This window comes from Thermoanaerobacter ethanolicus JW 200 (genome assembly GCF_003722315.1).
Taxonomy (GTDB): Bacteria; Bacillota; Thermoanaerobacteria; order Thermoanaerobacterales; family Thermoanaerobacteraceae; genus Thermoanaerobacter; species Thermoanaerobacter ethanolicus.
The window spans coordinates 2,426,494-2,440,191 of the sequence record NZ_CP033580.1 but is presented as its reverse complement, the minus strand read 5'-3'; the positions used below and the strand labels follow the sequence as shown (position 1 = coordinate 2,440,191).

The 13,698-nt window shown below is 34.3% G+C and carries 10 protein-coding genes; 7 read left to right on the top strand and 3 right to left on the bottom strand.

All coding sequences use genetic code 11. The annotated features are described in order from the left end of the window. Positions 1–24 precede the first annotated feature (24 nt). On the bottom strand, positions 25–1,386 hold the full coding sequence (locus tag EB239_RS12250; protein ID WP_003869367.1) for an APC family permease: 1,362 nt from the start codon (positions 1,384–1,386) through the stop codon (positions 25–27). Between the two features lie 13 nt (positions 1,387–1,399). Next, entirely contained in the window at positions 1,400–2,299 is a 900-nt protein-coding gene (locus EB239_RS12245; RefSeq protein WP_003869366.1) for an acetamidase/formamidase family protein, read from the bottom strand. 277 nt (positions 2,300–2,576) lie between these two features. Here EB239_RS12245 and EB239_RS12240 point away from each other — a divergent pair, with 277 nt between their 5' ends. The 6 genes from EB239_RS12240 (at position 2,577) to fsa (ending at position 10,174) form a co-directional block, all read left to right on the top strand. Continuing rightward, entirely contained in the window at positions 2,577–4,427 is a 1,851-nt protein-coding gene (locus EB239_RS12240; RefSeq protein ID WP_003869365.1) for a phosphoenolpyruvate hydrolase family protein, read from the top strand. A gap of 186 nt (positions 4,428–4,613) precedes the next feature. Further along, positions 4,614–5,834: a Tm-1-like ATP-binding domain-containing protein gene (locus EB239_RS12235; protein ID WP_003869364.1), complete on the top strand. Its 1,221-nt coding sequence runs from the start codon at positions 4,614–4,616 to the stop codon at positions 5,832–5,834. A gap of 17 nt (positions 5,835–5,851) precedes the next feature. Further along, positions 5,852–6,685 carry a phosphoenolpyruvate hydrolase family protein gene (locus EB239_RS12230; RefSeq protein WP_003869363.1) on the top strand — a complete coding sequence of 278 codons (834 nt, stop codon included), beginning with the start codon at positions 5,852–5,854 and terminating at the stop codon, positions 6,683–6,685. 320 nt (positions 6,686–7,005) lie between these two features. Further along, positions 7,006–8,289: an IS110 family RNA-guided transposase gene (locus tag EB239_RS12225; protein WP_003869362.1), complete on the top strand. Its 1,284-nt coding sequence runs from the start codon at positions 7,006–7,008 to the stop codon at positions 8,287–8,289. A gap of 536 nt (positions 8,290–8,825) precedes the next feature. Further along, positions 8,826–9,419 (top strand): dehydroquinate synthase/iron-containing alcohol dehydrogenase family protein, encoded by a 594-nt coding sequence (locus tag EB239_RS12220; protein ID WP_003869361.1) that lies wholly within the window; start codon positions 8,826–8,828, stop codon positions 9,417–9,419. Positions 9,420–9,523: 104 nt separating this feature from the next. Continuing rightward, entirely contained in the window at positions 9,524–10,174 is a 651-nt protein-coding gene (gene fsa / locus EB239_RS12215; protein WP_003869360.1) for a fructose-6-phosphate aldolase, read from the top strand. Positions 10,175–10,392: 218 nt separating this feature from the next. Here the strand turns inward: fsa and EB239_RS12210 are convergent, their stop codons facing one another. Continuing rightward, on the bottom strand, positions 10,393–12,030 hold the full coding sequence (locus tag EB239_RS12210; RefSeq protein ID WP_129545152.1) for a transposase: 1,638 nt from the start codon (positions 12,028–12,030) through the stop codon (positions 10,393–10,395). Between the two features lie 183 nt (positions 12,031–12,213). On the opposite strand from EB239_RS12210, the gene EB239_RS12205 reads away from it, so the two are divergent. Further along, positions 12,214–13,512, top strand: coding sequence for an ABC transporter substrate-binding protein (locus tag EB239_RS12205; RefSeq protein WP_003870818.1), 1,299 nt, complete (start codon positions 12,214–12,216; stop codon positions 13,510–13,512). The last annotated feature ends 186 nt before the right edge of the window (positions 13,513–13,698 follow it).

The window sequence follows — 13,698 nt, the reverse complement described above, 5'->3', positions numbered from 1 at the left end:
CAACTTAAACGTTAAAGAAATATTTTATACATTAAGTTCTTCTGGCTTACGTTTTAATATAAATTTTAATATGATGTAGTAAATTATTCCTATCAAAGTCCATGCAGCGCCAAGGATTTTGGCATGTACATTAAGGCTTATCCATACATAGAAGATAACTAGAAAGCCTAAAATTGGAGATATTAAGTGTTTCCATATATTGCTAGAATGATTTTTTATCATAAAATATGTTATAACGGTGATGTGGAGAACTAAAAACGAAGTTAAAGCTCCAAAGTTTATAACAGATGTAAGATCAGCTATCCTGTCACTATAGATTGCTACGAGGACAGCTGAAAGTATAGCGATAAAAATAGTTGCTATATAAGGAGTTTTATATTTTGGATGAACCTTTGAAAGAAATTGGGGTAAGTTTTGGTCTCTTGCCATACTGAATAATACCCTTGAAACAGCAGCTTGAGCTGCCAATGAGTTTGCTATTCCCCAAGCGAAAGCTGTTGCCAAAGAAGTAGTAAGCATGAGCCATTTTCCTCCTGCACGATTAGCAACTTCATAAAAAGCTACGTCTAGATTGGAAAAAGCTTTGTAATCAGGCCATACCATTGATGCTACCCATGTTTGAAGTATAAACAATATGCCAGCGAATAAAAGTGCAAGTACAGTTGCTCTTCCTACAGTTTTTTTACCACCTATTGTTTCTTCAGCAAGGGTACTTATACCGTCAAAACCAAGAAAACTTAAAACTGCTATAGAAACAGCACTCATTACAAGACCTAAGCTAAAATTTTGCGGGTCATAAAAAGCTTTAAATGAAAATTTTGCTCCATCTATACCATGAGAAATTGCAAAAGCACCAACTCCTATAAAAACCGCTAAAACTATAAGTTCAAGTATTAGTACAATTTTATTAAACTTAGCTGTAATTTCGATTCCTACAATGTTAATTATTGTATTTATTAAAATGAATGCTAATGCCCACACTATTACAGGAATAGCTGGAAATATACCATTTAAAGCAGCTGCACTGACAACGTAAAGAAGAGCAGGAACTAATAAATAATCTAGCAAAATGACCCAGCCAGTAAAGAATCCTATAACTTTATTCAAACCTTTAGTTGCGTATGAATAAACAGAACCAGCAATCGGAAAAGCTTCAGACATTGATGCATAACTAAAAGCAGTAAATATCATTCCTACTATTCCAATTGCGTAGGCAAGCGCAACCATTCCTTTTGATATATCAGCGACAAACCCATAAATACCAAATGGCGCAATAGGAACCATAAAGATGAGCCCATATATTATTAAGTCCCAAATTGTCAAAGCTCTTTTTAATTCTTGCTTATATCCAAAATTCTCTAATGATGTATCATTCTTATTTTCCATAGCTTTTCCTCCCTTAGAACACTATGTTATAGCTATCCAATACCCAGTTTGGCAAACTAAAGCGTGCAGTTTTAAGTGGATCTACTACTTGTGAAATCTGTACATTTCCTGCTATGCTAAAAAGTGTAGCTATCTCCTCTATTGATAAGTTGGTAAAACTTTGAAATAAGTTTGCCATATCGTGAACTGCTATTTTTACTGCTTTATCCAAAGATTCATCTGATGCTATTGTTGCTGTTACCTCTGGTGTTTTTACGAGAGGATTTACAAGTTTTAAATTTTTTACAACTCTAACTTCTACTGTAACTGAGCCTGCTACTTCTACGCCTGATACACCTACTTCTCCATCTCCCATTACAGCGTGTAAATCTCCCAAAGCTAACAAAGCACCATCTACAAATACTGGCAAAAAAAGTTTTGAACCTTCACCGATAAGTGCAGTGTCCATATTTCCACCATGAGAACCAGGTGTTCCACAGTTTATATTACCATTCTTTGGTGAAACGCCAATTACTCCTATCATAGGTTTAATTGGAATAAAAATTTTTTCATCAAAAATAATTTTCCCATCTTTTATATTAACCACTCGGGAATACAGTTCATCCATTAAATCACCCAATACTCCTAGGTCTTTGCCTGTTGCCACTACACCTTTATCAGCTATTTCAATATTTTTAATTGTGACTTCCAAAACATCTCCTTCTTTAGCACCTTCAACATAAATAGGGCCTGTTGCAGGGTTTACTTTGTTCCAATCCATTTGTTCTAATTTATCCTCATTTGTTTGGATTTGATTTGAAAAGCAATCCAAAGTCTCAATTTCTATTTCGTCTCCGCTTTTTACAAAAAGTACAGGTTTATTATCTTTGGAAAAACTAAATATATGATTTTCTTTAGATAATTTGTGTATCATATTCTCAATCCCCCTTTTCATTTTAGAGTGAATTTTAGACCATTATACTACCTAAAAATTTGTTATTCAAGGTTAAAATTTTTAAATTACTAAAATTTTTTAATTATGGGGTGTTTGGTTGATTTCTATTAAAAAATAAAATTTTTTAAACTTTCAAATGCGTAAATATTTTTTATATAACAATATGGTAATTTATAGTATAATAAAACTATAAAAGAATAATAAAGAACGCGGATAGTAAAAAGATGGAGACTTTTTAAAAAGGGGGTGAGACAAAATGAATAGGAGTTCAACAGAATCTAATATGCGAAGAGATGAAATTTTAAAACGTTTAAAAGAAAATATTTCAAAAGGAAAAGCGATTGTTGGAGTTGCTGTAGGGTCCGGCTCAGCAGCAAGGTATGCAGAGGAAGGAGGAGCGGATTTTATTCTTATATTGAATGCAGGCATATTTCGAAGTGCTGGTATACCTTCCATTGCCTCGTACTTGCCTTTTAAATCTTCAAATGAAATGGTAATGAACACAGGTGAAACAGAGATAATACCCAGAGTTAAAAAAATTCCCGTAATATTTGGAGTTTGTGCTACTGATCCATTGTTAAACTATGACTATTTTTTTACTAGAATTAAAAGAATTGGTTTTACAGGAGTTATTAATTATCCCACTGTATGTCTCATCGATGGACAATATCGACAATATTTAGAAGAAACAGGTTTAGGATTTGAAAATGAAGTAAATTTTATGAGAGAGGCTTCCAGAGCAGGATTAGTTACTATAGCTTATGTACATGATGTACAAGATGCTGAAGCCATGGCTAAAGTTGATGTTGATATCCTATGTATAAATTTTGGATTTACTGTGGGTGGGAAAAGTGGAATTAAATACGGATTTACTTTACAACAAGCAGCCGAAAAAGCTCAACAAATTTTTTCTGCTGCAAGTCGTATAAAACCAGATATCATTAAACTGGTATATGGAGGACCAATTACATATCCTAATGATTTTCAATATATAGTAGAAACTACAGATGCTCAAGGATATATTGGAGGCTCTGCCATAGAAAGAATTCCTGTTGAAAGCAGCATTTCAGAAACTACTTCTAGATTCAAAAGCATTTACATGCTTCAAAAAGAAAATATTTATTTAAAACAAGAATTAGCCAAAAAACAAGGTTTTGATAAAATTATCGGTAATTCTAAGGTTATGCAAGAGCTTTATGACCTTATAGTAAAAGTAGCAGAAACAGATGTGAATGTTTTAATTACTGGTGAAACTGGGACAGGGAAAGACCTTGTTGCCAGAGCAATTCACTTACATAGCAATAGAAGAAATGGACCTTTTATTACCGTTAATTGTGCTACGCTGCCATTGACACTTTTAGAAAGCGAATTATTTGGGTATGAAAAAGGTGCTTTTACCGGGGCATTGCAAAGGAAATTGGGGCGTTTTGAATTGGCGCAAGATGGGACACTTTTTTTAGATGAAATTGGAGAAATGGAACTCCCTTTGCAAGCAAAATTATTGAGGGTTATTCAAGAAAAAGAATTTGAAAGAATTGGAGGACTTAAAACTATTCATTCAGACGTGAGGATTATTTCTGCTACTAATAGGGACTTACAAAAAACTATTGAAGAGAAAAAATTTAGAGAGGATTTGTACTATAGATTAAATGTTGTAGAAATTCGCGTGCCTCCTTTGAGAGAAAGAAAAGATGATATTCCTGCATTAGTAAGCTATTTTGTTAAAAATATAAATGAAAAATTTGGATTCGATATCGAACGAATATCTCCGAGTGCTTTTCAAGTTTTACTTGAATATGACTGGCCAGGTAATGTTAGAGAACTTAAAAATGTACTAGAACATGCAGCTGTGTTGAGTAATAAAAGGAGTATCGAATTAAAAGATTTACCATTATATTTACAAAAATATTCTAATACAGCATTAGATAGGATGCCGGAAATTGCTGAGTTAGAAAATCATAAACCTGAGATTCAAGATACCAATAATAAAGAATTTTATCAAAAACTTTTGGCAAAAAACCGGTGGAATATTACAAAAACTGCACAAGAATTAAAGATAAGTCGAAAAACACTTTACAAAAAATTAAAGGAACTTGGACTTAAATAATCTTTTAAGTGTATATTAGGAATTTTGTAAGGGGTAACACATTGTTACTTAAAGAAACAAAGTGTTACCCCTTGTTTTATAGTACCACTCATTAAAGTAAAGAAAAAATGGCTTAAGAATATTGGCATTGATTTTGCATAATAATTTAGAGTAAACGATAAACAAAACAAGGAAGGAGGTGCAATAGTGTCGAAAACAATCGTATTACTTGGAACCTTTGATACTAAAGGACGAGAATTTGCGTACATTAAAGAAATAATCGAGAAACGTGGCCATCAAACTATATTAATCGATGCAGGAATTATGGGCTCGCCACTAATACAGCCAGATATTTCTCGAAAAGAAGTGGCTTTCAAGGGTGGCTCTACAATTGAGGAGCTAGTTTCAAAAAAAGATAGGGGATTTGCTATAGACATAATGTCTAAAGGTGCCTCTGCAATTGTCCAAGAACTTTATAAAGAGGGCAAGCTAGACGGAATTATCAGCTTAGGTGGTTCTGGAGGCACTGCATTAGCAACAGCCGCTATGAGGACACTGCCAGTGGGAATTCCCAAAGTAATGGTGTCAACAATGGCGTCTGGCGATACAAAGCCATATGTTGGTGTCAAAGATATCTCAATGATGTATTCGGTAGTAGATATTTCTGGAATAAACAGATTATCAGCTTCTATTTTGACAAATGCTGCAGGTGCTATTTGTGGGATGGTAGAGGTTGAATTACCTAAGAAAAGTAAAGCTTCTGGTGAAAAACCTCTTATTGGTGCTACTATGTTTGGAGTAACTACTCCTTGTGTAGAAAGAGTACGCTCTATTCTTGAAGAAAACGGCTGCGAAGTGCTGGTTTTTCATGCAACAGGAACAGGCGGAATGGCTATGGAAAGTTTAATTGAAAGCGGCTTTATTAACGCTGTGGCTGATATTACTACAACAGAATGGTGTGACGAACTTGTTGGAGGCGTACTTTCTGCAGGCCCAACCAGGCTAGATGCTGCAGGGAAAGCAGGTATACCTCAAGTAGTGTCTGTAGGAGCATTGGATATGGTTAATTTTGGACCAATGGATACAGTACCAGAGAAATTTAGGTCGAGGAAATTATATAAACATAATCCTACTGTAACATTGATGAGAACTACCGTAGAAGAAAATCGCAAATTAGGAGAAATTATAGCCGAAAAACTCAATAAAGCTAAAGGGCCAGTAGTATTATTTATTCCACTGAAAGGAGTTTCTGCTATTGATCGAGAAGGTATGCCTTTTTATGATCCGGAAGCAGATGCTGCATTGTTTGAATCTATTAAAGAACACTTAAAACCGCATGTCGAGATTAGAGAAATGAATTGCCACATTAATGATCCTGAATTTGCCGAAGCAATGGCTAAAACATTGCTTCAATTGATTAAAAAGTAAAATGGAGGGGATAAAAAATGGCAATTAGCAGAGAAGTTGCGTTAAGCAGGTTAAAAAAAGTAGTCGAAGAAGGGAAACCTATAATTGGTGCAGGAGCTGGTACGGGAATTTCAGCTAAGTTTTCCGTACAAGGTGGTGTGGACCTAATCATTATTTACAATTCAGGTCGTTATAGAATGGCAGGGCGAGGCTCTCTTGCGGGGTTGATGCCTTATGGTGATGCAAATCAAATTGTTGTTGAAATGGCAAGCGAAGTTTTGCCACTAGTGAGGGATACTGCTGTTCTTGCAGGAGTTTGTGGCACAGATCCGTTTAGGTTAATGCCGGTTTTTTTAAAACAATTAAAAGAAATGGGATTTACAGGTGTTCAAAATTTCCCTACAGTTGGCTTGATAGATGGTCAATTCCGCCAAAATTTAGAGGAAACAGATATGGGGTATTACAAGGAAGTAGAAATGATAGCTCTTGCACATGAATTAGATATGCTTACATGTCCTTATGTGTTTAATGAAGATGATGCAGTTAAAATGGCTAAAGCAGGTGCGGATATTTTGGTAGCCCATATGGGATTAACTACAAAAGGATCAATTGGTGCTAAAACAGCTCTTACTTTAGAAGAATCTGCTAAACGAATTCAGGCTATACACGATGCAGCAAAAGAAGTAAATCCAGATATCCTTGTTTTGTGCCATGGTGGACCTATTGCTGAACCAGAAGATGTACAATATATTTTTGATCATACAAAAGGTATTGTGGGTTTCTTTGGAGCATCCAGTATGGAACGTCTGCCAACCGAATTAGCAATAAAAGCTCAAGCTGAAAAATTTAAGAGTTTAAAAATAAAAAAATAGAATAAAAAATATATCCGGATATCCTAAAAGATTAAATGGGATATCCGGATATGCTCCTACTTAAATTGGTGTATAAAAATATCACTTATATTTGTTGATTTTCAATGCCTTGATTTTTCACTACAGTATGGCTGACTTACTAGGAGTTAAAGTAAAAATGAAAAAGTATGAAATTGTTTGATGAATGAAGGGAGCATTCCTGTAATGAATAAAAAATAAGGAAGAATGAACTTTGAAAAAATAAGTACCTCCTGATAAAATACAGAGTGTAAGTTCTAGAACTTACCTCGAATTATCAAAATAAACAGGAGGTACCTAAAATGAAGTATACACAAAATGAAAAGATTTTGCAAGTAACAGAAGACACATTAATTGCGGGAGTAGACATAGCAAAAGAAAGCCATTATGCCAGAGCATTTGACTACAGAGGAGTAGAATATGGGAAATACCTAAGATTTGAAAACAATAGAGAAGGTATGACAAAATTTTTTAGATGGGCAAAAGAGTTGATGGAGAGACATAAGAAAAACAAACTAATAGTAGGGATAGAACCGACAGGGCAATATTGGCTATGTTTTGCCCAATACCTTAAAGACAATAACATAAAGGTAGTATTGGTTAATCCATTTCATGTAAAGAGGAGCAAAGAATTAGATGACAATTCTCCCACAAAAAGCGATAAAAAAGACCCAAAAACAATAGCAATGCTAGTAAAAGATGGGAGATATGTAGAGCCGACAATACCTGAAGGAGTATATGCAGAATTAAGGGTAGCGATGGACATAAAAGACAGGTTGAACAAACAAATAGGGATGACAAAAAATCAAATAACAAGATGGATGGACATATACTTTCCGGAGTTTAACACCGTATTTTCAGACTGGGAAGGGAAAGCAGCACTTATCACATTAAGAGAATTTCCAACGCCTGAGAAGATAGCAAAAAAGAGTGCTGAAGAAATAATATCGATATGGAAGAAAGAAGTACAAAGAGGGGTAGGAGAAAAAAGGGCTATAAAGCTGATAGAAACTGCTAAGGAGAGCATAGGGAAGAAGCAGGGCATAAAGATGGCGGAATACGAGATAAAGACTCTCATTGAACAATACGAATTTCTCAAAAAACAAATTGAAGAAATAGAGAAGAAGATAGAAGAATTAATAGTTGAGATACCAGGGGTTAAAGAACTACTAGAAATCAAAGGGATAGGAGTAAATACAGTAGCAGGTTTTATTGCAGAAGTAGGAGATATTGAGAAATATGAACATCCAAAACAGATACAAAAACTAGGAGGATTAAACCTAGTAGAGAATAGCTCTGGTAAACATAAAGGAGAAACGACAATAAGTAAAAGAGGGAGGAAGCGATTGAGGAGAGTACTATTTAATGCAGTAATGGCCTTGGTTGCAAAAAACGAAGAGTTTCGTGAACTACACAAATATTACACTACCAGAGCGCAAAACCCGCTAAAAAAGAAGCAATCACTAATAGTATTGTGCAACAAACTGATAAGGGTATTTTATGTCATATTAAAAAAAGGAGTAAAATATGACCCAATCAAGATGATGAAGGACATAAAGAGGCCAGCCTTACAGGAAGCTGCATAAAAAGTGCTAACATACTATCAAATCAATTAAGGGTTAATCATCTTCTCTTCAGCTTTAAATTACTCACATCTAAAAAGCTGACCCTTAAGAAGAATTAATTTTTAGGGAAAACGAAAGTGTGAACGACGTGACATAAAAGGTAAAGTAAGGAATAAAACAAAAACAACTAGTCAAGATGGTATATTGACAACAAGAGCGGGAATTGTCATACAAGAATAATCACCATACGGGCAAAGACCCTGCAATGGAGCAGAAATGACATCCACCTCATGGCAGGTAGAACGAAGGAATTAAGGACTAAGATCCAGTAAGACATGGGAGGGTAAACCCCATGAGATAAGTGGAGCTATCCCGCCATAATATGGAAATAGGATATGAGGTTTATTAAACTTACCTATTTAATGGTTAGATAAGTAAGAAATGATAATATAAGCCATGAGATGCTCTTGTTGTGATGAGAAAATTAAAGAAAAACTAAGATATTAAGAGAAAATAAAAGATAATAGAGGGAGGCGCTTATTATTTCAGGAATTGCAATGCTTAAATTTGGTAATTCACGTCCTGCATCTGGCGCAGAACATCATTTATCACATTATTTAGAGATGAGAGAAATATTATCTGAAAATGAACATCATCTTCATGGGACAAAAGTCGGCGTAACCAGCGTTATTATTTCAGAAATTTATCATTACATATTTTCATTTACACTGGACGATATAAAAAAGCTTATGTCAAAAAAACTTTCACTAAATGGTGATGAATTTGAAGCGAGGATAAAAAATGCATATGGTGCTATAGCTAACGAAGTTTTGAGTAATTTAAATTATTTTTATTTAGATGAGGTAAAAAGAAAACAAAGACAAGAGAAGATACTTAAAAACTGGGATCATATGAGAAATTGGGTAAAAATAAATGTTCCTGATGCAGCAACCATTCAGAATTTATTACAAACAATAGGTGCTCCATCTGAATTAAATGAAATAGGGGTAAATGAAGTTTTACTTTACGATATGTTAAATAATGCTAAAGAGATAAGAAAAAATTATACGATCTTAAGACTTGCAGAAGATATAAATTTTCCTATTGAAAAATTATTTAAAAAAGTTAAAAAATTTTTAGGCACAGTTTAAAAATGAAATAACCTTTATTTTCCACAGTATAAAGCATGGCTTTTAATTTTTTAAAGTTAGATATATAATAAAGGTAAATAAATTGATAACGGAGGGATGAAGTGATGAAATTTTTTCTTGACACTGCAAATGTTGACGAAATAAGAGAAGCTAATGCATTAGGTGTAATATCAGGTGTTACTACAAACCCATCTCTTATTGCCAAAGAAGGAAGAGATTTTATTGAGGTAGTAAAAGAAATTACTCAAATTGTAGATGGTCCTATAAGTGCAGAAGTTATAAGCGATGACCATGAGGGTATGATTAAGGAAGCAAGAGAATTGGCAAAGATACATAAAAATATAGTAATAAAAATTCCTATGACGGCTGAAGGGTTGAAAGCAGTAAATGTTCTTTCAAAAGAAGGAATTAAAACAAATGTGACGCTAATATTTACAGCAAATCAAGCTTTATTAGCAGCTCGTGCAGGTGCGACATATGTAAGTCCTTTTGTAGGAAGGCTTGATGATATAAATACAGATGGCTTGCAGATTATTGAGGATATTGTTACGATATTCAATAATTACGACATAGATACAGAGATAATAACTGCAAGTGTAAGACATCCTATACATGTTTTACAGGCAGCAAAACTAGGGGCACATATAGCGACAGTACCATATAAAGTGCTCATGCAGATGGTAAAACATCCGTTGACAGATGCGGGAATAGAAAGATTTAAAGAGGATTGGAGAAAAGCAGGGCTAAAAATATAAATTGATAAAAAAGCAGGGTAGAATTAGGAAAGCTATCCTGCTTTTTTAGTTATTTAAGAGTGATTCTAGTGTAAAAACTCAATTTTAGAATCTGCTTTTCTGTACTTTGACAATTTATTTAGGTAAATTGTGGTAATTTACACCTATGATAACAAAAATCCAGTGTAAAGTCTGCCGAGAAAAGCTTACATTTTACCTTTATAATACGTTATTACCATTTATTGGGCCAATATGGGCACACCTCCCCCTTGGATCTCTGGAATAGCTTTTTTAGCTCGCTCCAACATGTATCTTGCAAAACGCTTAAAGTTCTGGGCCAATACCTTTAAGCCTACGTTTACTCTACATTTTACAAGTCCCCTTACTCGAAGCTTCGAAAGACCATGACCCCTCTTCAAGGCTGAATTGGTACCTTCTATTGCAGCTCTTTTGCTCTTGTCTTCCTCACACCTACATTCTATCTTTTCCCGTTGTTTGGCTGCTTCTATCGATTTTAGATTTATCCTCACCACGTAATCTTTTTTCTGTTCTTTGCAGTAACATTGATTTTTCAATTCACACATTGCACAGGCTTCTTTTGGAAAATGGGCCACCGTCTGCCCCTTCTTAACACCGGCATGGATGGGTATTATTCCCCTTGGGCACTTCGTTATCACTTTCGTTTCTTCATCTATTTCATATTCGGTCACTGATATCCTAGAAATAGGCTTCCTGCCGCTTAAGTCGGTAAAGTGGAGTTCCACACCGTTTTCTTTTGCAATTTGCACTACTTCTTCGGAGTAATAACCACCGTCTACATAGACTTCTTGGCATTCGGTATTTTGTTTTACAATAGGTAGTCTTTCTTTTAAAAGTTCTACATCGCTTTTTATGTTCTTTTCTACCGTATAGTCTGTTATGAGCTGGAAGGGATTTTCTTTTGAACAGGTTTCGCTAAGGTTTAAAACGTATCCGCTTTCAACTTTGTTCCCCTTCTTGCGATAAGTGGCATCCTCATCGTATGCTGACTGAAGGGAGTCGCTGGGTATGCTTTTGCTGTCTTTGGCCTTAAGCTTCTTGGTTTTTTCGTCGTAGTATGCCTGTTCTGACAGGAATCTTGTGAGGATTCTATATGCATCGGATTTCCCAAGTCCGGGAATATTTTCGATTGTTTCCTTTGCTTCCTGGCACAGATTCAAGAGCATTTCGAGCCTGCTTTCGCTTTCTGAAGGCTTGGTTTTGTGTATCACTTCTGTCTTGAATTCAGGGTTAAGAACTTCTTTCAGGTTCTCTGAAAGTCTATCTTCAGGGATGGATTTTACTGCCCTGTAAAGTACATCAAAGGCAAGGGCGATTCTTCCTGCTTTTTTGATGTTTGACATGAACATGGTGGAGTCCATGCGCTGTTCTTTTATGGATATGCCTGCTTCTTTGGCAAAAATCCTGGTAAGATTTAAAAACTGCCCGAATATCAAGTCTTCTTGTTCAGGATGTTTTATGAGGTATTGGTATATTCTTGATCTAAAGTCATACAAGGTTTTCTCTGAAAGGTTCATGCCTCCTAATGTCCTTATTCCTACAGCGTAATTTATCAGGTAATTGAAGTTGAAGTTTTCGATAAGTTCATCATCAGAGTAGTTTTTAAGGTGTTTTATGTATTCCAGGGAAAGGAGTATGTTAACCGGGAAATTAGGCCTTCCTGTATCACTGTATAAAACTGAAAAGGGTTTTTCATCGATGTTGCAGAACACGTATTTATAGAATATGGGTGCCCATGATTTTTCTAGTTTAGCCTTTATCCTTGAATCCATGAAGTTAACACTTTCAAATAATGATTGTTGGAGATGGTCGCTGTTTTCTCTAAACAAGTGCAACACCCCATTTGTTGTAATTTTTGCTTCTTTGATTCTAACATAATTCTATGAAAATTTGTACTACCTATATTTTTATGTTTATTTATTCAATCTATTTTATATTTATACTTCTTCATAAAGAAAAGAGGCTTTTTACACTAGAATCAAGAGTAATTTTTAGAATATAGATAGTAAGAGGTGGTTAATGTGAGAAAGCCTTTTACTATTTTGTTATATTTGTTAGTGATATTTTTTCTTATATATTGGCCTTACTATATGAATCTTTATGAAAAAGAACAAATACAAGAAAAAAATCAGGTAGAAGAGGAGTTTAGGGGGATAATAACTTTTTGGGATTTTCCTCATCCTTCAATAGGAGACCCGGGAGGATTTAAATTTATAAAAAAGAAAATAGAATTATTTCAGTACAAATACCCGGGTGTGGTAATAGATTTTGAGCCTCTTTCATACAAAGACGGATATGAAAAACTGATTAACTCTTCTAAAGATGGCTCTTTGCCAGATATTTTACCTGTTGGGGCAGATTTTTATTTTATTTCAAAGGATTATTTAAGTCCTATCAATAAATATGTAGATGAAGCGTTTAAGAAGCAATACAAGGAAGGCGTTATTGATGCTATAAGTTATAAAGGCAATATTTATGGAATGCCTTTAGGAATGTATACTAATGTTCTTTTTTTAAATGTTGATATGTTTGCCGAAAAAGAAATTCAATTGCCTGAAAATGGGGAATGGAATTACGAAGAATTTGTTGATAGTATGGCAAAACTCACCTACACTGAAGGGAAAAAGGATAAAAAATATTTTTATGGATTAGGTCTTTCTCTCGCGCCTTATAGCTATAATTTATGGGGGTTTTTACTTTTAGATGGTGCGAGGGCTTTTGACAAAGAAAAGTATTCTTTTTTTGGCCCTCAAGCAGTTTCAGGGGTGCAAAAAGTTTTGGATTTATTCAATAAATATAAGGTGGTCAATCCTGTTTCACTTGAGGGAGACAGAGAAAAATTATGGCAAGACTTTATTACTACTAAAAACACTGCTGTATTAATAGAAGAAAGCTATAAAATAGCACAGCTTAAAAATTTACAGTCAAAAGAAAAGCTGTTTGAGTTTGATGTAGCGATGTATCCTGAAGGGGAAAGCGGCATCCCACTGACATTATCACCTAAAATATATGCCTATGGTATAAAGAAAGAAAAGGATGAAAAAAAGCTTGAAATGGAATATAAGTTTATAAAGTTTATTACAGAAGACCAACAAAAGGTAATTGAATTAGGTTATGTACCAGTTAAAAAAGACAAAATTATTGAAGACGATAAAATGAAAAGAATTGAATTAGCTACTAATTATACAAATATTATCCCACAATTTGGTGGATGGAGTAAAATAAACAACACAGTGATAGAAAAAATAAAAGAAGGGATAAAGAATAACAAAAATGCCTTTGATATAACAGAGGAAATAAAAAACAGTGTGAGTCAGTAAAGGGTATTTATAGTTTTTTTCTTATTATGATGATAGGCTTGGACACTTTCTTTTTATTGGCATATACTTTCTTTATCCCCTTTAATGTGACACATTTAATGAAGAGTTTCTTTCAAAGAGAAAAAATGCTTTTGAATAATAGGGCCGTTATTTAATATAACTTTTTTACCATCCTATTTTTTTATT

Coding starts and splice junctions, on each gene's coding strand:
- EB239_RS12250 (WP_003869367.1), bottom strand. CDS start 1,386: ATGGAAAATAAGAATGATACATCATTAGAGAATTTTGGATATAAGCAA.
- EB239_RS12245 (WP_003869366.1), bottom strand. CDS start 2,299: ATGATACACAAATTATCTAAAGAAAATCATATATTTAGTTTTTCCAAA.
- EB239_RS12240 (WP_003869365.1), top strand. CDS start 2,577: ATGAATAGGAGTTCAACAGAATCTAATATGCGAAGAGATGAAATTTTA.
- EB239_RS12230 (WP_003869363.1), top strand. CDS start 5,852: ATGGCAATTAGCAGAGAAGTTGCGTTAAGCAGGTTAAAAAAAGTAGTC.
- EB239_RS12225 (WP_003869362.1), top strand. CDS start 7,006: ATGAAGTATACACAAAATGAAAAGATTTTGCAAGTAACAGAAGACACA.
- EB239_RS12220 (WP_003869361.1), top strand. CDS start 8,826: ATGCTTAAATTTGGTAATTCACGTCCTGCATCTGGCGCAGAACATCAT.
- fsa (WP_003869360.1), top strand. CDS start 9,524: ATGAAATTTTTTCTTGACACTGCAAATGTTGACGAAATAAGAGAAGCT.